The organism is Achromobacter xylosoxidans (assembly GCF_014490035.1).
Classification (GTDB): domain Bacteria; phylum Pseudomonadota; class Gammaproteobacteria; order Burkholderiales; family Burkholderiaceae_B; genus Achromobacter; species Achromobacter bronchisepticus_A.
Window position 1 is genome coordinate 3980587 of sequence record NZ_CP061008.1, and the last position, 22519, is coordinate 4003105.

The following is a 22519-nucleotide window of genomic DNA, read 5'->3' on the forward strand; positions in this document are numbered from 1 at the left end:
ATTGCAGAACTCGCATTCTGCGTTATCCCGCCCCAGAAACAAAGAGGCATGTTGAGAAAACATCATTCCATTTATGGGACAATGGCTTCACCGTTGAATATGACAAAATTCCGCCATGAAACGCTTGCAAGGCATGGAACTATTCGTCGAAGTCGCCAAAACGCGCAGCTTCAGCCGCGCGGCGGCGATGCTCGGCGTGCCGAAATCGACACTGTCCCGCCAGGTGGCCGAACTGGAGCGCTCCGTGGGCCTGCGCCTGCTCAGCCGCACCACCCGCAAGGTCGAACTGACCGACGCGGGCCGCCTGTACTTCGACCGCTGCCAGCGCATCGTGGCCGAGGCGCAGATCGCCCATGAGGAACTGCAGAAGCTGGTCGATACGCCGGCCGGGCCGCTGCGGGTGAACATGCCCGCGGATTTCGGCACGGACTTCCTGGCTGAATCGTTCATGGAATTTTCCCGCCGCTACCCCGACGTCACGTTTTTCCTGGACCTGGCCAATCCGGATCACGCGCAGCGCGTGTTCCAGACCTGCGATATTTCGATCGAAATCGGCGAACTGCCCGATTCGTCACAGATTGCGAGGCTCTTGGGCATGCTGCCGGCCCATCTGTACGCCTCGCGCGAATACCTGAAGAAGCACGGCGAACCGCGGCATCCCAGCGACTTGACCCGCCACGAGTGCATAGAGTTCCGCGCCAAGGGCGCCGGACAGGTGACCCGCTGGCCCCTGACCGACGGCCAGCAGCACATCGAATTCACTCCCGGCAACCGCTTTTCCGTCAACGGCGTCGCCATGGCCCGGCGCCTGGCCCTGCTGGGCGCGGGCATCGTGGTGCTGCTGGGCGACCAGTCGGCCGAACAGCAGTCCGGCCAATTGCAGCGTGTGCTGCCTGACTGGCAACTGGGTCCGTTTCCGGTCTACGCGGTGACGGAGACGCGGCTGCTGCCCGCCAAGACCCGGATCTTCATCGAATTCCTGATGGAGCGCCTGGGCGATGTCGGGCAGGCGAAGAATACTCCCGCTTTCATGAAATAAACGGAAGTCGGAAACAGATTGAAAAATTTAGGACTGCCCGACAACACCTGTCGGCCAGTTCGGCCAATCAGAAGCGCTCGTCTTCGCGCAGGTAGCGCCATTGGCCCAGCGGCAGGTCACCCAGCGACACCCGTCCGATGCGCACCCGTTTCAGGCCTATCACCTTCAGGCCTACCAGTTCGCACATGCGGCGGATCTGCCGCTTTTTGCCTTCCCGCAGCACAAAACGCAGTTGGTCGCTGTTCTGCCAACGCACCTGCGCCGGCTTGAGCGCCTTGCCGTCCAGGGACAGGCCGTGGTTCAACAGCGCCAACCCGTTTTCGGACAGGTTGCCCTGCACCCGCACCAGGTACTCCTTGTCCACGCTGGAATCTTCGCCGATCAGGTGCTTGGCGATGCGCCCGTCCTGGGTCAGCACCAGCAGGCCTTGGGAATCGATGTCCAGGCGGCCGGCCACGGCCAGCCCGTCCAGGTGCGCACGCTCGAAACGCTGCGGCGCGCGGTCGCCGGCATAGCGGGAGCGGGAGTCGATCAGGGCCACGGCGGGCGTATAGCCCTTTTCGGCCTGGCCCGAGACGTAGCCCACGGGCTTGTTGATCAGGATGGTGACGCGCGAGGTCTGGCGCGCCTGCGCGGCGCGCTCCAGGGTGATGACCTGGTCAGGGTAGGCCCGGGCGCCCAGTTCGGATACCACAACGCCGTCCACGCGGACCCAGCCGCGCTCGATATAGGTGTCGGCCTCGCGGCGCGAACACAGCCCACGCTCGGACATGAGCTTGGAGATACGTACTTTTTCCATGGCCGGTATTGTATGCGGACGCCATGCCCCCCTCTTCAGGCCGCGGGGTCGTAGTCCGACGGCGCCATGGGATCCAGCGGATGGAGCGGCCGGCTGCGCCGCTGATAGGGAAACAGCGCGAAGTCCGAACTGGTGACGCCCGCGCTGGCGCATTCCACCAGCGCCTGGGAGATAGGTTCGAACACAGGGCGGCAATACATGCGCGACTTCACCAGCACGAAGCGGGCCCGGCGCGGATCCAGCCCCATGCTCTCGAACACGCCCAGATCCCAGGGCTCGTGGGTTCTCTCGGTGATCACCAATTGCGCGGCGCCTATGTCCAACACCGCGCTGCGGCCCATGCATGCCGTCTGCCCCGTGTACGTCGGACCGGTAATGACATACTCGCCGCCAGTCACGGCGCGGACCACTCCGCGCAGCAGCACGGGCGCCGCCGGGCGGCCGATGGCCGGAATCGGCCGTTTGTTGCCCACCGCCAGCTCCACCTGCGCGCCCTCGCCCGCCGCGGCCAGCGCGGCGACTGCCTCTGGGTCGCAGTACAGGCCCGCAATGATGCCCGTCAGGCCGGCGTCGACCGCGGCCGTCAGCACCTCCATGGTGTCGCAGGTGCCGCCGGACATGCAGTTGTCGCCATGGTCCAGCAGGAGCACGGGCTTGTCCGCGCCGCGGGCCAGTTGCGCCGCGCGGGCCAGCGACTCGCCCAGGGGCTCGCTATCGTAGAAGTAGCCGTCGCGCTCGGCCCAGATGGCCTGCGCCATATCGCTTGCGACCCGTTCCGCCTGCTCCCGCGGCCCGGAGCCCACCACGACCACGCTCAGGCATGGATTGGGGATGTCAGCCAGGGCGAAGCCCGCCAGCACGGAGACGCCCAGCATGCCGTCCGCTTCCGCGCCCCGCGCCGCCTGTACCGCGCGGCGCATGGCGCCCTGGGCCGTGGCGCTGCGCAGGGTGTGCGTCATCAGCGGCAGGCGGCGCCAGGCCATCACCGGGCGCGGGCCGCCATTGAGCCAGTCGTACAGGATGCGGCCCGCGTGCTCGCCGGTCTCGTACATGTCCACGTGCGGATAGGTCTTGAAGCTGATGATCACGTCGGCGTTGGCCATCATCTTGGGCGTGACATTGCCGTGCAGGTCCAGCGCCACGGCGATGGGTACGTCGGGCGTGCGGCACCGCAGGCGTTCGAGCAGGTCGCCTTCGCCGTCGTCGGTAGTTTCGGCCACCATTGCGCCATGCAGATCGAGCAGGATGGCGCCGCAGCCCTGAGCGCCGGCCACGATTGCATCGCACAGTTGGCTATAGGCTTCTGCCGACACCCGGCCGCTGGGGTAGGCCGTGGCGGAAACCGGCGTCACCACGGTCGCGCCGTTGGCCTCGGCAATATCGATGAAGGCGGACATGGCCGTGCGCTTGCCCTTGTTCTCTGCATAGGCCTGGGCGCCGTAGGCGGGGCCGTCATTGCCGAATGCGGACAGCGGCGTGGGCACCGGCGAGAACGTATTGGTCTCGTGGTTCAGGCGGGCGATCATGACCTTCATTGTCCGGCTCCTTCGGCATGCGCATTCAGTTCGTTCAGTTGTTCTGGGACGGCCCCGGGCGCAAGGCCCCCAGGCCAAGCTTTTCCATGGCCTCGCTGGCCTCGACGATCATCGCGGCCACTTCCGCCACGCTCACGCGCAGGCCCGTCGCCCGGGTCCGCATGTGCTCATAGGCGGCGCGCTCATCCAGGCGCTGGTGGTCCATCAGCACGCGGATGGCCTTTTCGATGACGCGCCGCGCCTTGATCGTGCTTTCCAGCTTGTTGATCTTGGACTGCTGGCGACTCTGGAACTGCTTGGCCGAACGCGCCAGCACCAGCGTGCTGAGCACCCCCGCGGAGCGGAACGGCCGCGTCAGCACGCCGTGCGCGTTGGTCTTCAGCAATTGCTTCAGCGTGGTCGGGGTTTCGTACTCGGACAAGGCGATCAGGGTGGCCTCGACCTCGCTGGCCGTCCAGGCGGCGCTGTTGCGGCCGCATTGCGATACCTGGAAGAAGATGACGTCCACGCCGGCGGGCGGGCCATCCGGAAACGGCCAGTGCAGATGGATGCGGCAACCGATGCGCTTGAGCTGTTCGACCAGCAGGTCGCGGTCCTCGCCCGGCGGATACACCACGGCGACGGCCACGCTGCGCAGGTCCTCGTAGAGGCGGCGTAGGCTATGGTCCATGGCTATTTCAACCAGAACTCGTCCAGGCCGAACGCGGTGAGGTACGGGTCCGGCTTCACGGGTTCGTCGCTTTCCCAGACGATGTCGAAGCGTCCGTCCTCGCGGCACACGCCTATGCGCGGCGTCAGCACGCTATGGTTGTTTTCCGCCAGCACGGACATCTGCCCGTCCGGCGCGTCGAACTGCACCTGATGCACCGCCTGCACCAGTTTGCGGGTGTCCATGCTGCCCACGCGCTGCAAGGCGCGCGCGAACAGGTGCATCTGGCTGTAGCAGGTTTCGGCATAGACGCTGGCGGGATGGTCGCCGAAGCGGGCGCGCCAACGTTCCAGGAAATGCGCGTTGGCGGGCGTATCCACCGTATTGAAATAGGTCGCAGCGGTGATGTGGCCCACACAGCGCCGCGGCCCGATCTCCGCCACCTCCGACTCCGCCATGGTCAGGCTGGCGATGGGGATGTGGGCGGTGGCCGCGCCTTCGGCTTGGCAGGCCTCGTGGTAGCGCTGGTAGAAGCGCTGCGCATCGGAGCCGATCAGGGTGGAAAACACCACGTCCGGCTGGATGCGGCGAATGTCAGCAACCACGTCGTTGATCTCGCTGTCGTCGCATCCCAGGGGCAGATAGGTTTCATCCAGGATCTCGCCGCCATGCTCCTCGACCGTCTCGCGCATGATGCGGTTGGTCTCGCGCGGGTAGATGTAGTCCGCGCCCACCAGGAAGATGCGCGAGCCGCAATTCTGGATCAGGTACGCAGCCAGCTGCATGCTGCCCTGGTTCGGCGCCGCGCCGGTATAGATGACGTTGGGCGAATATTCGAAGCCTTCGTAGACCGAGCCGTACCACAGCAGGGAATTGCTGCGCTCGACCACCGGCAGCATGGCCTTGCGACAGTGCGAGGTGCAGCCGCCAAAGATGACGCTGACCTCGTCGTCCAGCAGCAGCCGGGCCGCCAGCCGGCGGTACTCTTCGGCGTCGCTGCGCGGGTCATACACCACCGGCGCCAATGGCCGCCCCAGCACGCCGCCCAGTTCGTTGATCTCCTCCACCGCCAGTACCGTGCCGAAGAAGTGCTGCGATTCCGTGGTTCCGGTGACGCCGCTGCGCGAATAGAGCACGCCGATGCGCCAGTCCGGCCGCTCTGCGTGCTTGTCCTGGGGCGTACTCATGAGGGAATCCTTGAACGTGTAGTGCGCGTGTGCGTCATGGCGAATCCGGGCCGCATGGCCTTCATACTTTCAGATGAGCAATGATATTGCCCGCCGCCTCGGGCGCGCCAGCCTCGCCTTCATCGACGATGCTGCCCTGCTTGAGCACCAGATAACGATCGGCCACGTCCAGCGCGAACGCCACGTTCTGCTCCACGATGAACATTGTCGTGCCGTGCCGCTCGCGTTCCCAGTTCAGCGCGCGGCCCAGGCGCTCGATCACCGAGGGCTGCAGCCCTTCCGTGATCTCGTCCAACAGCAGCAGCGCGGGCCGCTGCATCAGCCCGCGCGCCACCAGCAGCATCTTCTGCTCGCCGCCCGACAGGGTGCCGGCATGCTGGCGCAAGCGGCTCGTGAACACCGGAAACAGCTCGGCGATCTGGGCGAAGCGTTCGTCGAAGAGTTGCTCGCGCGGCAGTCCCAGGCGCAGGTTGTCGCGGATGCTCAGGTCAGGAAACAGCGGCTGTTCCTGGGCGGCGTAGGCCACGCCGCAGCGCGCCACTTCGTGCGGCCGCAGCCGGGTGGCGTCGACCCCGCCCACGCTGACCCGCCCGCGCTGCTTGGGCAGATAGCCCATGACGGTCTTGAGCAAGGTGCTCTTGCCCATGCCATTCTTGCCCAGCAGCGCCACGCAGGCGCCGCGCTCGACCGTGAGCGACACGTCATGCAGCACCATGGCCCGCTTGTAGCCGCTGGACACCGCTTCCATGCTCAACGCCGGCGCTGCGATGCTCGTCATTGCCCTGCTCCTTGCGCGGCCGGCGCGCCGCCGGCGTAAATGGTGCGCACCAGTTCTGATTCCACGACCTCGCGGAATCCTCCGTCCATGACGATGCGGCCCTGGTGCAGGACCACAATGCGCGTCGCGATCTCCTTGACGAAATCCAGGTCATGTTCCACCAGCAGGCAGCACAGGCCATAACGGTGCGCCAGGGACGACAGCACGTGGCCGATCTGCAGGCGTTCGGCCTTGCTCAGCCCGGCGGTGGGCTCGTCCAGCAGCACGATGCCCGGTTCCAGCGCCAGCACCATCGCCAGCTCCAGGGCCTGCTGCTGTCCATGCGACAGGTCGCGCGCCACGTGGTCCAGGCAGTGGTCCAGGCCGGTCACGCGCAATGTCTCCAGCGCATAGGGCGGCAGATGCAGCGTGGGCGACCGGCGCCACCACGACGGCCGTTCGCGCAGCGTGGTCGCGATGCGCAGGCTTTCGGCCACGGTCAGCGTATCGAACACGTTGGCATTCTGGAACTTGCGGCCCAGCCCATGGCGCACGCATTGCTCCGGTCCGTCGCGCCGCACTTCGTGGCCATAAAGTTCCAGCCTGCCCTGGGACCGCTCGGCGCCGTCCGCGATGCAGCGCATCAGCGTGGTCTTGCCGGCACCGTTGGGGCCGATCAGCCCGACCAGTTCGCCGCCGCGGGCTTGCAGGTCTATGCCTTCCAGCACCTTCAGACTCCCGAAGTGCTTGGACACGCCCGCCAGGCTCAAGGCCTGGGCCGCGCCGCCGGCTTGCCGCGCGGGGATGGCGCGCTCACCCAGCGCGGGTGTGGCCGCCCTACCCGACCTTGCGCGCCAAGGCGCGATCAGCAGGGGCAGAAGCCCCCGCGGCAGCAGCAGGATCACCAGGACGAAGGTCACCCCCAGCAGCAACTGCCAGACGAACGGCATGTTGCCGCTGAGATAGGAGCCCGCCACATTGATGAGTATGGCTCCCAGCACCGGCCCCCAGATGGTGCCGCGCCCGCCCAGCGCCACCCAGATGATGAGTTCCGTGCCGAAGACGAAGCCCGTGAGTTCCGGCGCCACCACGCCGCTGAACGCGCCATAGCCGAAGCCCGCCAGGCCGGCCACCGCGCCGCAGGCCACCAGCAGCGCGATGCGCCAATGGGCGGTGTTCAACCCCAAGTAGCTGCACCGCGCCTCGTTGTCGCGCAGCGCCACCAGGATGCGGCCGCCATCGCTGCGCACCACCACCCAGGCCAGCAGCGCCACCGCGGACAGGCCTCCCGCCGCGATCACATACCAGGCCTCCAGCGACAAGTCGAAGGTTTCGTACCCCGTCAGGCCGGACGAAGAGCCGGTGTAGGTGCCGCCGGACAGCACCAGCTGCATCAGCACGATGGGCAGCACCAACGAGATCACCGTGGCGAAGAATGGCGAGGCCCCACGGTAGAACGACAGCCAGCCGGTCACCAGCGCCAGCAACGCCGCGGCGCCCACTGCCGCCAAGGCGGCCAGCGCCGCTATCGCAGGCGAGAATCCGTAGTGCGTGAAGGCCAGGCCCGCGGCATATGCGCCCACCCCGAAAAAGGCGGACTGGCCGAAGGTCAGGTAGCCGGTGTAGCCCCACAGCACATCCACGGTGACCGCCGCCACGGCGAAGAACAGCGCCTTGATCAGCACGTTCAGCAGATAAGTGTCGAACAGCCAGGGACCGGCCGCGGTCAGCACCAGGCAGAGCCCGGCCAGGCCCAGCAGGCTGCGGCTGCGCGCGGCCTTTTGCGCCGAGGCGTCGTCAGCGGCGCCAGCCAGCGTTTGAGGGGTCAATGCGCGGTCAGTCATGGGCGAATCCTTGAGGACGCAAACGCAGCGTCAGCGCGGCCAGGACGGCGATGGTGACGCCGCCCAGGATCGGGCTGACGTAGACGCTTACCAGCACCTGGCAGGCGCCGTAGACCAGGCAGGTCAGCAGCAGCGCGGTGATCGAATGGCCCGACACCATGACCAGCATGAAGGCGCTGACCAGCCACGGCAGCCCCATGTTCGGGTCGACGCTGGACAAGGGCGTGATCAGCGCGCCGGCCAGCGCGCCCAGCCCCGCTCCCAGGCCGAAGGTGGTGAAGCGGATGCGCTCGGCATTGATGCCCAGGCCGCGCGCCAGGTCCTCGTTCATGATCACGGCCCGGGTCCGCACGCCAAAGCGCGTGCCGCTGAGCAGCAGCGTCATGGCGGCATACATCAGCAAGGCCGCGGGCACCAGGAACAGGCGGTACGCCGAATACTCCGTGCCCAGGAAGGACACAGCGCCGTGGATGGGCGAATCCGCGAACTTCACTTCGCGCCCGAATGCCATGGTGATGAGCTGGCCGATCACGATGCCCAGTCCCCAGGTGGCCAGGATGGCGTCCAGCGGCCGCTTGTACAGCGGCTGCACGATCAGCCGTTCCACGCCCATGCCCACCAGCACGCCGACCGCCAGCGCGAACGGCAGCGCCAGCCAGGGATTCAGCCCCAGCTGCGTCACCACCAGGCTGGCGTAGCTGCCCAGCGTAAGAATCGCGCCATGCGCAAAGTTGACGATCTTCATCACGCCGAAGATGATCATCAGCCCGGCCGTCACGATGAACAGCATGGCGGCCGTGCTCAGGATGTCCAGCAGCAAACCCATATCGCTCTCCGGCGCCGCCGGCAGGACCGGCGGCGCTTGTCATGGCATGGCCGTCACTTCAGGTCCGGACACTGCGCGCCCGGGTCGACCTTGTCGAAGGTCTGCAGGATCTTGATGGAGCCGTCCTGCTGCACCTGCCCCAGGCGCATGGTCAACGCCGCGTGGCGCTGGCGGTCCATGGTCACCGGGCCGCGCGGGCCGTCGAACGTGACTGCGCTCAAGGCCTGCACCACCTTGGGCGCATCGGTGCCGCCGGCCTTTTCGACCGCCGCCTTGTACAGGTAGAAGGCTTCATACTGCGGCGCGGAGAATTCGTTGGCGGTCTTGGCGTCGTTGCCGAACTTCGCCTTCAGGCCGTCCAGGAATTTGCGGTTCTGCGGCGTGTCGATGCTGGTCAGGTACGAGGCCGACATGTACATGCCCACCGCCGTGTCGCCCATGGTCTTGGCCGTGCCTTCGTCGATCGCCAGATTGCCGTAGGGCATGGACAGGCCAGCAGCCTTGACCTGCTTGGCCAGGCTGACGTTGGGTCCGCCGCCGGCCGTCGAGCTGATCAACGCATCCGGGTTGGCCGAGCGTATCTTGGAGACCACCGGCGTCCAGTCGGAACCGTCGATCGGCAGGTACTCTTCGCCCACCACGCGTCCGCCCTGCTTTTCAATATATTCCCGTGTGAACTTGAGCATGCCGCGGCCGAAGGCGTAGTCGCTGCCCACCAGGAAGAAGGTCTTGGCCTTGCGGTCCTGCATGAAGTGGTCCACCACCGGCGCGACCTGCTGTTCCGGCACCCAGCCATTCACGTGCAACCAGCGGTTGCAGGAACGGCCTTCATAGAATGACGTGTAGATATAGGGCACCTTGCCGCGCGACACGATGGGCAGCGCGGCATTGCGCGCCGCGCTGGTTTCCATGGCGATGATCGCGTCCACCTTTTTCTGGAACACCAGGGTGTCATACGCCTTCTGCGCCCCGACCGCGCCCGAGGCGTCATCGGCGATCTCCAGCACGATCTGGCGGCCCAGGATGCCGCCGGCCGCATTGATCTCGTCGGCAGCCAGTTGCGAGGCCTGCACCACGCCCGGCGCGACCACGCTGTTTGCGCCGGACAGGCCGACGGGCACGCCGATGCGCAACGGTTCGGCGGCATGCGCGCTGGCAGCGCCAGCCAGCAATGCGACAAACGACAGGCGGATCCGGCAGCTATTCAATAGGCTCTTCATGGGTTTTCTCCTTGGGGGGAACGGCCGTGGACCGTCGTTCAGCGTTGCCGCAGGCCTGCGGCGGCGCCCAACTGCTCGTCATAGATGTCGCGGCGCCTGTCGCGCAGCACATGGTTGAAATCATTCAACTGGCGCGCGCGGCGCGAGGCCTTCAGGTCTATGGGCGCCAGCAGCACCTCCTCCTGGTCGATGCTGGCGGGTCCTGCCGCCGTCCAACCCTGGGACCCCACGATCAGGCTGCGGCCCACGAAGGGCTGGCCGCGCTCGGTGCCGACCCGGTCGGCGCACACCACCGTCAAGCCGTTGCTGTGGGCGCCGCTCATGGTCAACGCATGGGCCATGACCGGCCCGTCGCGGGTCTGCCCCGGCATCGGCACCCAATTGGTCGGCACCGCCACGATGTCCGCGCCGCGCACCGCCAGCAGCCGGTAGACTTCGGGAAACCAGCCGTCGTAGCAGATGGCCACGCCGATGCGGCCCAGCTCGGTGTCGAATACCGGCAACCCCAGGTCGCCCGCCTCGAAGTACAGGTTCTCGTCGCCCCAGAGGTGCAGCTTGCGATAGGTCCCCAGATAGCCATCCGGGCCCGCGACCAGCGCGGAGTTGTAGAGGCGCCCGCCGGCGCGTTCCGCAATGCCCGCCACCAGGTAGATGCCCAGGCGCTGCGCCAACGCGATCCAGGCCTGCGAGCTGGGGCCTTCCGGCACGGCTTCGGCCAGGGCGTAGGCCTCATCACGGCTATCGAACATGTATCCCGTGTTGGCCAGTTCAGGCAGCACCACCAGCCGCGCGCCCTGGGCCGCGGCCTGCTCCACCAGTTCGATGGAACGCGCGATGTTGGCGGCGGTTTCGCCGATCGCGGGCTCCATTTGCACGCTGGCCACCCAGGTCACGGCGGCGGGAGAACGTTGCGGTTCCGACGCTTGCATGCGAGCTCCATATTCAGAAATTGAAAACGAAAAAGCCCCCGACCACGCATTGCGTGCAAGTCGGGGGCTTCTATAGCCAAGACTGTATGTTCAGGCAGCAATCATTGCTGCGGGGTACTGCAAGCCGTTCAGGTCAATGTTGACCGTGTGCGAATGATAGGGAGACGCGGGTTCCTGGGACAATAAGTGCTTTCCCGGACGGCAGGACGGTCCGCCAAAACGCGCGTTCCGGCGCTGCGTCATTGCGACGCATTGGGTCGTCCCACCCGGCTTGGCATAATACGCAGCCATGAGCAAACCCGCAGCACACCACCCTCCCCTTGCCGCAGGCTGGCTGGCCAGCGCGCCTCCCATCCTGCCTCCTGCCCCGCGCCACTGGCTGTTCCGCCCCGGCGCGCTGACCGCCGGCTTGCGCCAGGTTGGCCAGGTGCGCCTGCGCGTGCTGGCCGAATACGCCGATGGCGCGCCGCTGGATGAAGCCCGGGCGATGGGCATCGCGCCCGGCGCGCCGGTATGGATCCGCGAGGTGCTGATGTCGGTGGACGGCGTGGACAGCGTGCCCGCCCGCAGCCTGACGCCGCTGCGCGCGTCCCACGGCGCCTGGCAAGGCATGCGCCGCCTCCTGACCCGGCCATTGGCGGACATGCTTTACCACGACAGCACGGTGGTGCGTTCGCCGTTTGCCTGCCGCCGGCTGGCCTCGCCGGTGCCGTTTCATGCCACCGCGCTGGGGGTATTGCCGACCGGGCAGCGCGACCGCGATGGCGGGCGCATCTGGGCGCGCCGCTCGGTGTTCTGGCGCCAGGGCCAGCCGCTGCTGGTGGCCGAGTGCTTCCTGCCGGCGTTCTGGGAGCTGGTTTCTGATCAACCCGTGCCGCCGCTGGTGCCGCATCAGCGCACGCCGCGCTGACACCCCGGCCTCAGCCTTCGTAGCGGCGCCCGCGCTCCAGCAGTTCGGGCGTGCCGATCACGGCGTTCAGACCGTCGAAGTCCAGCATGCCCTCGCGCCACGGCGCGGTCGTGCCATGCTGGCGCAGGCTGGCGTAGTAACCCTGCAGCGTGTGCGCCACCGCGCGCGCCGTGCCGCCAGGAAAGATGACGATGCGGAATCCCAGCGCGGTCAGCGCATCGGCGCTTTGCACCGGAGTCTTGCCGCCTTCGACCATATTGGCCAGCAGCGGCACGCGATGCGCAAAACGGCTGCACGCCGCCTGCATCTGCTCCGGCGTGCGCAACGCCTCGATGAACAGCGCGTCCGCGCCCGCTTCCAGATACGAGTCGGCGCGGTCCAGGGCGGCTTCCAGCCCTTCCACGGCCAGCGCGTCGGTGCGCGCCAGGATCAAGGTGGACGCCTGCGCGCGCGCATCCACCGCGGCGCGCAGCTTGCCGCACATTTCGGCGGCCGGGATCACGGCCTTGCCGTCCAGGTGGCCGCAGCGCTTGGGGAAGGTCTGGTCTTCCAGCTGGATCATGGCGGCGCCGGCGCGTTCCAGTCCGCGTACGGTGCGCTGCGTATTCAAGGCATTGCCGAAGCCCGTGTCGGCGTCCACGATGACGGGCGTGGCCACCCGCTCGGTGATGCGGGCCAGCGTGTCCTCGACCTCGCTGTACGTGGTGAGGCCGATATCCGAGCGGCCCAGCCGCGTGTAGGCAATGGACGCGCCCGACAGGTATAGCGCGCCGAAACCCGCCTGTTCGGCGATGAGCGCGGACAAGGCGTCGTAGACGCCGGGAGCCAGCACGGCGCCGCCGGCCAGCTGTGCTTGCAGATTCTGTTTGTGCATGGTTTGGAAAGTCCTAGGAAAGCTCGCGGCCCAGCAGGGATGCGGCCGTCGCCGCGGCGATATGGCCGCCCGCCACCGCGCTGAGCAGGCCGTTGCCGGACAGGTAGCCGGACACGTCGTTGCCCGACACGCCGCGCGCCGCGCCGCCTGCCGCCAGCAGGTTGGGCAAGGGGTTGCCCATCTGGTCCAGCACGCGGCAATGCGCGTCGATGTCCAGGCCGCCCTGCGTATGGAACAGCGCGCCCGTCACTTTGATCGCGTGGTACGGCGCTTGCAGCGCGCGCTCGAAGCGCCGGCCGAGGGCGTCGGTGGCTCCGGGCGACACCCCCGCCAGCGTCGCGCGCAGCGTGGCTTCGTCGCAGTCGATCAGGGCCGCCAGCGCCCCGACATCGGCGCAAGTCTTCAGCGCCTGGCCCATCTCTGCCTGGACGAAGTCCGGAAAGCCGCGCGCCAGCGCCAGCGTGCGGTCGTCGAATACGTTCCAGGCCACGCGGCCGGGTTGCGCCAGCACATGAACCGCGGCCTCGGAATAGCCGTGGGTCTCGTCATGAAAGCGCCGCCCCGCGCCATTGATCTGCACGCCGCCGTCCATCATCACGGCCCAGGAGATCAGTGCGCCCTGCGGCGTGGCCCAGGAGCCGTGCCCCTGGTAGCCGCCCAGGTCGGCCAGGCGCGCGCCCAGTTGCACTCCCCATTCGATCGCGCTGCCGTCGTTGCCGACATGGCCGCCGTAGACAGCCCCCCGCATGGCCGGCAGATGTGCGCCCACCATCGCGGCATTGCCGCCAAAGCCGTTGCAGGCCAGGATCAGCACGTCGCAGCCGGTCACGTCGATGGAGCCGTCCGGACGTTCGCAGCCCACCGCGGTGACGCGGCCGCCCTCGTCCGTCCAGATCTGCCGTGCCAGGGCGCGGGTCAGCAGATAGGCGCCGGCCCCGGTGGCGGCGCGCTCCAACGCGGCGACCAGGGCCGCGCCCGTGCGCTCGGGCAAGGTGTGCATGCGGCGGGCGCTGTGGCCCGGATACAGGAAGCCGTCCAGCACCTGGAAATCCAGGCCGTGGCGGGCAAGATTGTCCACTGCGGCAGCTGCCGCACCCGTGTAGGCATCGACCAGCTGCGGCGCGGCCGTGCCGCCCGCCTTGGCCTGGATGTCCGCGGCAAAGCGCTGCGCGTCGTCCTCGATGCCAGCGGCCCGCTGTACCGCCGATCCCGCCGCCGGAATGAAGCCGGACGACAAGGCGGTGGAGCCGCTGGGCGCGGCATCGCGCTCGATCAGCACGGTCTCGATGCCGGCATCGGCCAGGCGCAGCGCGGCGGTCAGGCCGCAAGCGCCGGCGCCGATGATGGCCACCGGCACATGCATCGCGTCCGCGCCGGGAGCCAAGCCCCGCAGGACTTGCGGCGCGCTCACGAAGCCAGCCTGCCCAGGAAGTCCTGGCAGGACAGCACGTCGGCCACGGTGCGCAAATCCGCCAGCGCGGCATCGTGCATGGCCGGCGTGGGCGCGGCGCAGCCGTCGGCCAGCACCGCTACGTGATAGTCCCGCATGTGGGCATCGCGCGCCGTGCTGGCCACGCCGCCATTGGTGACGATGCCGGCGATCACCACGTTGGAGATGCCCGCGCGCCGCAGCACCCAGTCCAGCTGGGTATTGAAGAAGGCGGAGTACGCCACCTTCCAGACCGACACGTCCACCAGCCCATCCAGCTCGGCCACGTTGGCCTGCCCCTTGGAGCCGGCGACGAAATCGCCCTTGCGCAGGAATGGGCGCAACTGCCGCAGATGCGGCGAAATCATGGGTTCGCCGTGGGCGTCCGGCCATAGCGTGAACTGGCTGGCCGCCACGAAGCCGCCTCGCGCCTTGAGCGCGCGGGCCACGGGCGCGACCCGGGCGGGCAAGGCCCGCGCCTGCGGGCTGACGGCGCCGCCGCGGTCATAGGCGCCGCCGGGCGCGAGGAAATCGTTCTGCAGATCGATGACGACCAGCGCGGTGCTGCGGGGATCGAAGGCTGACATGGGCTCTGCTCCTAGGAAACCTGGCGGGCGATCAGCAGATTGCCCAGGGAATCGACCTGGCCGGCAAAGCCGGGCTCGATCCAGATCGTGGTGTCCGGCTGCTCCAGGATGGCGGGCCCCGCCACCTCCGCGCCCACCGGCAGATCCAGCCGCGCGTAGCGCATGGCGTCATGCCATTGCCCGCCGTGGAAGACGGGTTGCGTGCCCAGCGCGTCCGGCATCGCGGTGCTGGTCGGCGCCAGCAGCGCCAGATCGAACTTGGGTCGCTGGCCGATGCGCGCATAACGCAGGTTCAGGATGCGCACCGCGATGCCGTCCAGGCTGCGGCCGAAGGCGGCGCGGTAGGCACGCTCGAAGGCTGCGCCGATGCCGGCACGGTTCAGTTCATCACGCCCGACTTCCACCCGCACCGTATGGCTCTGCCCGACGTACAGCATGTCCAGCTCGATGCTCTCGCGTATGCCCTGAAAGCCCACGCCCGCGGAATCCAGCCGCTCCTGGCAGGCCAGCGCCAGGCCGTCGATGCGGGCCAGCAGGTCGTCGGCGTCCAGCGCGGCCAGCGCCACGTTCAAGGTCTGCACGCCGTCGTGCCGCATGTCGGCCATGACGCAGCCCAAGGCCGAGGTCACGCCGGGATAGCGCGGCACGATGCCGCGGGCCGCGTCCACTTCGTTCATCATGGCGCAGACGTGCAGCGCGCCGCCGCCGCCAAACGGCATGTAGGCGAACTTGCGCGGGTCATGGCCGCGCTCGATGGACACGACGCGGATCGCGCCCGCCATCTTGGCATTGGCCACGGTCAGGATGGCCTCGGCCGCGGCATGCACGTCCAGGCCGAGCGGCTTGGCTACATGCTCTTCGATGGCGGCGCGCGCCAGCGCCACGTCCATGGTGGCAAGCAGCCCGCCGCCCAGCGGGCGTTCGGCCGCGATGCGGCCCAGCAGCACGTTGGCGTCGGTCACGGTGGGACGGGTATTGCCCCGGCCATAGCAGGCCGGCCCCGGCACGCTGCCGGCGGATTCGGGACCCACCTGCAACAGGCCGCCCGCGTCCACGCTGGCGATAGAGCCGCCGCCCGCGCCGATGGTCTCGATCTGGATCATGGGCGCGCGCACCACCATGCCGAAGTCGATGGCGGTCTGCGCCGACAGCGAGGCCTCGCCGTCGGCCACCAGCGACACGTCGAAGGAAGTGCCGCCCATGTCGCCGCTGACCACGTTGGGAAAGCCCGCGGCGCGCGCGATGGCGGCGCAGGCGATGACACCCGCGGCCGGGCCGGACAGCGCGGTGCGCACCGGCACGTCGCAGGCCGTCTGGCGCGACATCACGCCGCCGTTGCTCTGCACCACCAGCAGTTCGCCGCCGAAGCCGTTGTCCTTCAGGTCCGCTTCCAGCCGGGTCAGATAGCCGCCGACCACCGGCTGCAGCGCGGCATTGAGCACGGCGGTGGAGCAGCGCTCGAATTCGCGGATCTCGGGCAGCACCTCGGTGGCGGCGGTGACGTTGCCGTTGGGCCAGAGCGCGCGCACGCAGGCCGCGGCCTGCGCCTCGTTGGCCGGATTGGCATAGGCGTTGACGAAAAAGAGGCAGACCGCCTCGCAGCCCTGCTCCAGCAATTGGCGGGCCGCGGCCTCGACCTGGGCCAGGTTCACTGGCGTATGCAAGGTGCCGTCGGCCAGCACGCGCTCTTCGACTTCCAGACGCAGGTCGCGCGGGACCACCGGCTCATAGTTGCCGCGCAGGCCCCAGGTCTGGGGCCGGTCGCGCCGGCGCATTTCCAGCACGTCGCGAAAGCCGGCCGTGGTGATGATGCCGGTGCGCGCCACCTTGCGCTCCAGCAGCGCGTTGGTGCCTACCGTCGTGCCGTGCACGATGGTGGCGATGGCGTCCGCGCCGTCGGCCACTCGGGCGATGCCGTTCATGAAGCCGCGCGCTTCCTCGCCGCGAGTGGAAGGCACCTTCACCACGCGGGCGCTGCCGCCCGCCTCGTCCAGCACGAATATATCGGTGAACGTACCGCCCACGTCCACGCCTACGACCAAACCTTGTGCCGCGCTCATGCCGACTGCTCCTTCAGATTTCCGCTCACGTAACCCATCTTGCGGTCATGCTCGCGCGCCGCCTGCGTGCGCGCGGCAGGCTCGCCGTAACCGCCTCCCCCCGGTGTTTCCAGGCGGACCCGGTCGCCGCGCTTGAGCTGGATGCCCAGCATCTTTGAACGCATGGGTGGCGTCTGCCAGCCGCCGTCCTGCTGATAGCGGAAGACGTTCAGCGCCGCTTCCCTGCCGCCGGCGATACCCTTGGGCGCGCTCTTGCCGCGTTCGCCGAAGATGAAGGCCTCGGCGCTGTCTTCCAGAAGTTCGATTTCATAGATGGCGCCCAGCCCGCCGCGGTGCTGGCCATCGCCCGCCGAATCGGGCCGCAGCGCCCATTGCGTGAAACGCACGGGATAGGCCGCTTCCAGGATTTCCAGCGGCGGAATGGTGGCGGTGGAGATGGGCGCGTTGCCATGGCTGAGCCCGTCGCCGTCCGAGTGGCCGCCATGGCCGCCGCCAAAGAAGCTGAACATCACCCAGCGCTGGCCGCGCCGGGCGGGGTCGCTACGGTAGCCGGCGATCGACAAGGCATTGATGGTGCCGTAGGCCTGCGCCAGCGCGCGCGCTGGCTCGGCCTGGGCCATGGCGCAGAAGATCACGTCGATCATGCGCAGAATGGTTTCCGTGTAGCCTCCGACCGGTCGCGGGCGGTCCGCCGAGATCACCAGGCCGTCCGGAAGCACCACGTCCACCGCGTCCAGCACGCCGGCATTGGCCGGCACGTCCGGGAACAGGTGCTTCAGGGCCACATAGCAGGCCGCGATCGCCGTGGCGCGAGAGATATTCACCGGCCCGGCGCAGGCAGGCGAAGTGCCGGTGAAATCCAGCGTCAGGCGGTCGCCCCGGACGATGAGCTTGAGCGCGATGCGCAGCGGCTGGTCGCGCACGCCGTCGTTGTCCAGCATGTCCTCGAAGGCGTATTCGCCGTCGGGCAGGCGCGAGATGTGGTCGCGCATCAGGCGGCGCGCCCGCTCCCGCAAGGTGTCCAGCGATTCCAGCACGGTGGCGTCGCCGTATTCGTCGAGCAGGCCGTCCAGCCGGCCCGCGCCCAGTTCCAGCGCCGCCAGCTGCCCGTTCAGGTCGCCCCACAGGCTGTCCGGCAGGCGCGTGTTGGCCTTCAGGATGGCCAGCACGTCCAGGTCCAGCACGCCCGCGCGCACGATGCGCACCGGCGGAATCTGCACGGCTTCCTGCCAGCACTCGGTGGCGGCGGGGTTGTAGTTGCCCGGCACCGCGCCGCCGACGTCATGCCAATGGGCCGCCGAGGCCAGGAAGCAGAACAGCTTGCCGTCGCGGAACACCGGACGCACCAGCTTGAAGTCATTGGCGTGGGTGCCGCCTTCGTAGGGATCGTTGAACAGCCAGACGTCGCCGTCGACCATGCCGCCGCGCTCGGCGGCCGCCTTGGCCGCGGCCTTGACGGCAAAGGCCATCGCGCCCACGAATACCGGCAGGCCGGACTTGCCCTGCACCAGCGTGGCGCCGGTGGCGGCATCGTACATGCCGTGGCAGGCGTCATGGGCCTCGGCGATGATGGGATTGAACGCGCTGCGGTACAGCGTGGCGTCCATCTCGTCGGCGATCTGTTCCAGGCGGCCTTTCAGGACCGCGAGTGTGACGGGATCAAGCATGATGTGGTTCCTAATGAGTCTTGCGCTGTTTCAGCAAATTCAGCAGTCCGCCGGCCTGCACCATTTCCAGCAGGAAGGCGGGCACGGTGTCGCAATGCAGTTCCGCGGGTTGCCCCGCGGCGCGGCGGATGCGGCCGGCGGCGGGGTCCAGGGCGATGCGCTCGCCCTCTTGCAGGGTTTCGGCCTGTGGGCAGGTCAACAGCAGCAGGCCCACGTTGAAGGCGTTGCGGAAATACAGGCCGTTGAAGGATGGCGCGACCACCGCGGCGATGCCCAGGCGCACCAGCGCCGCGGCCGCCTGCTCGCGCGAGGAGCCGATGCCGAAGTTGGGGCCGGCCACCAGCACGTCGCCCGGCCGCGCGCCGGCGGCGAACTCGGGCCGCACGCGCTGCAGGCAATGGCGCGCGATCTCGTCGATGCCGAACTTCATATAGGCGCCCGGCGCCAACGCGTCGGTGTCGATATCTGCGCCCACGCGCCAGACGCGGTGCGTCACGGACTGCTCGGTCATGCCATGAACTCCCGGGGATCGACGATGCGGCCGGCTACCGCCGATGCCGCCACCGTATAGGGCGAGGCCAGATAGACCTGGGCCGTCTCCGAGCCCATGCGCCCCTTGAAATTGCGCGCCGTGGTGGCGATGACGCTGGCGCCGTCCGGGATGGACCCGCCATAGCCCGCACAGGCGCCGCAAGAGGTGGCCAGCACATCGGCGCCGGCCTCGCGCAGCGTCTGCATCACCCCTTCCGCCTCGGCCTGGCGCTGGTCCTGCTGGCTGGCCGGCGCCACCATCAGGCGCATGCCGGCGGCCAGCCGGCGGCCGCGCAGCACGCTGGCCGCGGCGCGCAGGTCCTCCAGCTTGGCGCCGGTGCAGGCGCCGATGTAGGCCACCTGCAGCGGCACGTCGCCATACTGATCCACGTCGCGCGCATTGGCCGGGCTGTGCGGCGCGGCAACCTGCGGCGCCAGCGCCGCGGCGTCGAATTCGTGCCACTCGGCCTGCGCGCCTTCGTCGCTGCGCCAGCGCGCCAGATCGATCTCGTCCGTGACGCCTGCCTCGCGCAGGTAGGCAACCGTGGTGGCATCCGGCGCAATCAGGCCGACCTGCGAGCCCAGCTCCGCGCTCATGTTGGACAAGGTCATGCGTTCCTGCATCGACAAGGCGCGCACCGCCTCGCCGCAGAATTCCACCGCCTGGTAGCGGCCGCCGTTCATGCCATAGCGGCCTATCATGTGCAGCATCATGTCCTTGGCGGTCACGCCAGCCGACAGCCGGCCGTTCCAGCGCATCATCAGGGTCTGCGGCACCTTTACCCAGATCTGCCCGGTGACGGCCACGCCCAGCATCTCGGTGCTGCCGATGCCGAACATGTAGGCGCCGAACGCGCCGCCCGTGGGCGAATGCGAGTCCCCGCCCACGCAGAACATGCCGGGACGGATATGCCCGTGCTGCGGCACCACCACGTGGCAGATGCCGAGCGAGTCATAGACGTTGGGCAGCTGCTGTTCGGCCGCCCAGTCGCGCGCGATGCGCACGATGCGGCGCGATTCGTCGTCGGATTCGGGCACGTAGTGGTCGATGACCAGCACGATCCTGGACGGATCCCACAGCGTGGCGCCCAGTTCCTGCAGCATGGGCTGCAGGCGGCGCGGGCCGCTGGAATCATGGAACATGGCCAGGTCGACCGCGCAGGTGACGATTTCGCCCTCGGCGACGCAAGCGCGGCCACAGGCCGCCGCGATCAGCTTCTGCGCCAGTGTTTGAGGCTCGGCCATGGCTACATCCCGAGATAGGCCCGGCGCACGTCGTCGCTGGCCATCAATTCCGGGCAGGCGCCGCTATAGCGCACCGCCCCGTTTTCCAGCACGTAGGCGCGCTGTCCCGTTTCCAGCGACTGGCCCACGTTCTGCTCCACCAGCAGGATCGCCAGCCCCTCGCCATGCAGGCGCGCGATCAAGCCGAACAGCTCTTCGACCATCAGCGGCGACAAGCCCAGCGACGGCTCGTCCAGGATCAGGAGGCGCGGCTCGGCCATCAGGCCGCGGCCGATGGCCAGCATCTGCTGTTCACCGCCGGACATGGTGCCGGCCAGCTGGACCAGGCGCTCGCGCAGGCGCGGGAAGATGTGCAGCACTTTCTCCAGGTTGGCGGCGCGGCGCTCGCGGGCCCGGGTGAACGAACCCAGTTCAAGGTTCTCGCGCACGCTCAGGTTGGGGAACACGCGGCGGCCTTCGGGCACCTGGATCAGTCCGGCCTTGACCACGTCGCGGTAATGGCGGCCGGTCAGGTCCTGGCCTTCGAAGCGCACCGTGCCGCCCCAAGGCCGGCACAGCCCGCAGACCGTGTTGTTCAGCGTGGACTTGCCGGCGCCGTTGCTGCCCAACAGCACCACGATCTCGCCCTGGTCCACCCGCAGGTCGACGCCGCGCAGCACTTCCATGCGGCCGTAGCCGGCGCGCAATCCCTGGACTTCCAGCAGCGCGCTCATGCCGTCGCTCCCTGCGCGGCCAGCCTGGCCGCCGCGCCCTGGCCCAGATAGGCCTCGACCACCGCCGGATCGCGCGTGACCTCGCCCGGCGTGCCCGAGGCGATCAGGCGGCCCTGCGCCAGCACCCAGACGTGCTCGGCCAGGCTCATCACCGCGCGCATCACGTGTTCGATCATCAACACGGTCACGCCGTCGTCGGCCAGCTTCTTCACCACCGGTATCATCTCGTCGATCTCGCTGGGGTTGAGCCCCGCCAATACTTCGTCCAGCAGCAGCAGGCGCGGCCGCGTGGCCAGCGCGCGCGCCAGCTCCAGTCGCTTGCGTCCGGCCACGGTCAGGTCCGCCGCCGGCCGGTCCAGCAAGGCTTGCAGGTTCACACGGGCGGCCACCTCTTCGGCCGCTTCCAGCGCCTCGCGGCGGTTGCCCAGGCGCAAGTGCGCTCCCACGGCGATGTTCTGGCGCACCGTCTGCGCGCCGAAGGGCTGCACGATCTGGAAGGTGCGGGTCAGCCCGAGCCGCGCCGACTCATGCGGCGGGCGGCCGGTGATGTCCGCGCCGGCGAAATGCACCGAACCGGAACCGGGCTTGAGGAAACCGGACAAAAGGCCGAACAGCGTGGTCTTGCCCGCGCCGTTGGGGCCGACCAGGGCCGTCAGCGAGCCCTGGCGTACGTCCAGGCTCACGTCCTGGACTGCCTTCAGGCCGCCGAAAGTGATGGAAAGATTGCGCGCTTGCAGCAGGATCTCAGACACGGGCGCGCTCCTTGGCACTGAACAGCCGGCTCAAAGCCTGACCGCTGCCGGTGATGCCGCGGGGCAGGAACATCACGATCACGATGAGCACCACGCCGTAGATGACCATGCTGATGCCCGGCAGCTCGCCGAACAGGTTGCGCGTCAGGTCGCTCAGCGCATGCAGCGTGACCGCCCCCAGCAGCGGTCCCCACAGAGTGCCCAGGCCGCCGACGATGGCGCCGACCAGCGCCTCCACCGACACGGCCGAGCCGAAGGCGATGCCCGGATCGATGTACTGGAACACCTGCACGTAGAAGGCCCCAGCCGCGCTCATGAAGGCGGCCGACAGCGCGATGCCGCCGAGCTTGACCCGCAGCGGATTCACGCCGATGGCGCGCGCCGCGTCCTCGTTGTCGCGCACCGCCTGCAGATAGGCGCCGAAGCGCGAATGCCGCAGCCATGCCGTAACCACCAGCGCCAGCAGCACGAAGCCCAACAGCAGGTAGATGTAGCCGCGGCGCGAACCGAACTGCATGTTCGCCACGCCCTCCTGCAACGGCACCATCAGGCCCACGCCGCCCCCGGTGAACGACACCGACAGCGCCAGGATGCGGAACACTTCCGCAAACGCCAGCGTCACCAGCGCGAAATAGGAGCCTTTCAGGCCATAGCGGAACGTCAGCCCGCCCACCGCCAGCCCGACCAGCGCGCCCAGCGCGATGGCCATGGGCAGCGCCAGCCAGGGGTTGATGCCCAGGTTGAGCTGGCCCAGCGCCTGGGCATAAGCGCCCACGCCGAAGAACAGCGCATGGCCGAACGACAGCTGGCCGCCGTAGCCGCCCAGGATGTTCCAGGCCTGCGACAGCAGCGCCGCGTACAGCGACATCATCACGAAGGTCAGGGCGACGCCCGACTCCGTCAGCGCGGCGGCGGCCGCCAGCGCCGCGCCGAACAGCGCGATAGTCAAAAGATCCTTGCCCATGC

At 68.4% G+C, this 22519-nt stretch carries 21 protein-coding genes; 2 read left to right on the forward strand and 19 right to left on the reverse strand.

Annotated features, from left to right (window positions below; genetic code table 11):
* Positions 1-133: 133 nt before the first annotated feature.
* On the forward strand, positions 134-1039 hold the full coding sequence (locus tag IAG39_RS18490; protein WP_059374511.1) for a LysR family transcriptional regulator: 906 nt from the start codon (positions 134-136) through the stop codon (positions 1037-1039).
* 67 nt (positions 1040-1106) lie between these two features.
* Here the strand turns inward: IAG39_RS18490 and IAG39_RS18495 are convergent, their stop codons facing one another.
* The 9 genes from IAG39_RS18495 to IAG39_RS18535 all read right to left on the reverse strand — a co-directional run bounded on the left by IAG39_RS18495 (position 1107) and on the right by IAG39_RS18535 (position 10785).
* Positions 1107-1838: a pseudouridine synthase gene (locus IAG39_RS18495; RefSeq protein ID WP_059374381.1), complete on the reverse strand. Its 732-nt coding sequence runs from the start codon at positions 1836-1838 to the stop codon at positions 1107-1109.
* Positions 1839-1873: 35 nt separating this feature from the next.
* The gene (locus IAG39_RS18500; RefSeq protein ID WP_059374379.1) at positions 1874-3373 is read right to left on the reverse strand and encodes a M81 family metallopeptidase; all 1500 of its coding nucleotides are present in this window, start codon (positions 3371-3373) and stop codon (positions 1874-1876) included.
* Positions 3374-3407: 34 nt separating this feature from the next.
* The gene (locus IAG39_RS18505) at positions 3408-4043 is read right to left on the reverse strand and encodes an ANTAR domain-containing response regulator (protein ID WP_054456633.1); all 636 of its coding nucleotides are present in this window, start codon (positions 4041-4043) and stop codon (positions 3408-3410) included.
* Positions 4044-4045: 2 nt separating this feature from the next.
* The gene (locus IAG39_RS18510) at positions 4046-5209 is read right to left on the reverse strand and encodes a transporter substrate-binding domain-containing protein (protein WP_059374375.1); all 1164 of its coding nucleotides are present in this window, start codon (positions 5207-5209) and stop codon (positions 4046-4048) included.
* Positions 5210-5270: 61 nt separating this feature from the next.
* Positions 5271-5987: an ABC transporter ATP-binding protein gene (locus IAG39_RS18515; RefSeq protein ID WP_118933563.1), complete on the reverse strand. Its 717-nt coding sequence runs from the start codon at positions 5985-5987 to the stop codon at positions 5271-5273.
* Positions 5984-7810, reverse strand: coding sequence for an ABC transporter permease subunit (locus IAG39_RS18520; protein ID WP_118933562.1), 1827 nt, complete (start codon positions 7808-7810; stop codon positions 5984-5986). Before IAG39_RS18520 ends, IAG39_RS18515 begins: the two co-directional genes overlap by 4 nt.
* Positions 7803-8636, reverse strand: a complete 834-nt coding sequence (locus IAG39_RS18525; protein WP_059374371.1) for a branched-chain amino acid ABC transporter permease — start codon at positions 8634-8636, stop codon at positions 7803-7805. The genes IAG39_RS18520 and IAG39_RS18525 overlap by 8 nt, the downstream gene beginning before the upstream one ends.
* Before the next feature lie 53 nt (positions 8637-8689).
* Complete coding sequence (locus IAG39_RS18530) at positions 8690-9856, reverse strand: substrate-binding protein (protein ID WP_059374367.1); 1167 nt, start codon at positions 9854-9856, stop codon at positions 8690-8692.
* 38 nt (positions 9857-9894) lie between these two features.
* Complete coding sequence (locus tag IAG39_RS18535) at positions 9895-10785, reverse strand: nitrilase family protein (protein WP_059374365.1); 891 nt, start codon at positions 10783-10785, stop codon at positions 9895-9897.
* A gap of 289 nt (positions 10786-11074) precedes the next feature.
* On the opposite strand from IAG39_RS18535, the gene IAG39_RS18540 reads away from it, so the two are divergent.
* A complete protein-coding gene (locus IAG39_RS18540; RefSeq protein WP_118933561.1) occupies positions 11075-11695 on the forward strand; it encodes a chorismate--pyruvate lyase family protein in 621 nt (206 codons plus the stop codon).
* Positions 11696-11705: 10 nt separating this feature from the next.
* On the opposite strand, the gene IAG39_RS18545 is transcribed toward IAG39_RS18540, so the two are convergent.
* From IAG39_RS18545 to IAG39_RS18590, 10 genes are read right to left on the reverse strand one after another with little or no spacing between them, the layout of a single operon-like run.
* Positions 11706-12569 (reverse strand): oxaloacetate decarboxylase, encoded by an 864-nt coding sequence (locus IAG39_RS18545; RefSeq protein ID WP_118933560.1) that lies wholly within the window; start codon positions 12567-12569, stop codon positions 11706-11708.
* 13 nt (positions 12570-12582) lie between these two features.
* Positions 12583-13980 (reverse strand): FAD-dependent oxidoreductase, encoded by a 1398-nt coding sequence (locus IAG39_RS18550; RefSeq protein WP_118933559.1) that lies wholly within the window; start codon positions 13978-13980, stop codon positions 12583-12585.
* Positions 13977-14585, reverse strand: a complete 609-nt coding sequence (locus tag IAG39_RS18555; RefSeq protein WP_059374360.1) for a cysteine hydrolase family protein — start codon at positions 14583-14585, stop codon at positions 13977-13979. The genes IAG39_RS18550 and IAG39_RS18555 overlap by 4 nt, the downstream gene beginning before the upstream one ends.
* A gap of 11 nt (positions 14586-14596) precedes the next feature.
* On the reverse strand, positions 14597-16645 hold the full coding sequence (locus IAG39_RS18560) for a hydantoinase/oxoprolinase family protein (protein ID WP_118933558.1): 2049 nt from the start codon (positions 16643-16645) through the stop codon (positions 14597-14599).
* Positions 16642-18312 (reverse strand): hydantoinase B/oxoprolinase family protein, encoded by a 1671-nt coding sequence (locus IAG39_RS18565; protein WP_118933557.1) that lies wholly within the window; start codon positions 18310-18312, stop codon positions 16642-16644. Before IAG39_RS18565 ends, IAG39_RS18560 begins: the two co-directional genes overlap by 4 nt.
* A 10-nt stretch (positions 18313-18322) precedes the next feature.
* Positions 18323-18823 (reverse strand): 3-isopropylmalate dehydratase, encoded by a 501-nt coding sequence (locus tag IAG39_RS18570; RefSeq protein ID WP_059374354.1) that lies wholly within the window; start codon positions 18821-18823, stop codon positions 18323-18325.
* A complete protein-coding gene (locus IAG39_RS18575; protein WP_118933556.1) occupies positions 18820-20088 on the reverse strand; it encodes a 3-isopropylmalate dehydratase large subunit in 1269 nt (422 codons plus the stop codon). Before IAG39_RS18575 ends, IAG39_RS18570 begins: the two co-directional genes overlap by 4 nt.
* Before the next feature lie 2 nt (positions 20089-20090).
* Positions 20091-20801, reverse strand: a complete 711-nt coding sequence (locus IAG39_RS18580) for an ABC transporter ATP-binding protein (RefSeq protein ID WP_118933555.1) — start codon at positions 20799-20801, stop codon at positions 20091-20093.
* Entirely contained in the window at positions 20798-21553 is a 756-nt protein-coding gene (locus tag IAG39_RS18585) for an ABC transporter ATP-binding protein (protein ID WP_118933554.1), read from the reverse strand. Before IAG39_RS18585 ends, IAG39_RS18580 begins: the two co-directional genes overlap by 4 nt.
* On the reverse strand, positions 21546-22517 hold the full coding sequence (locus IAG39_RS18590; protein WP_118933553.1) for a branched-chain amino acid ABC transporter permease: 972 nt from the start codon (positions 22515-22517) through the stop codon (positions 21546-21548). The genes IAG39_RS18585 and IAG39_RS18590 overlap by 8 nt, the downstream gene beginning before the upstream one ends.
* Between the last annotated feature and the right edge of the window lie 2 nt (positions 22518-22519).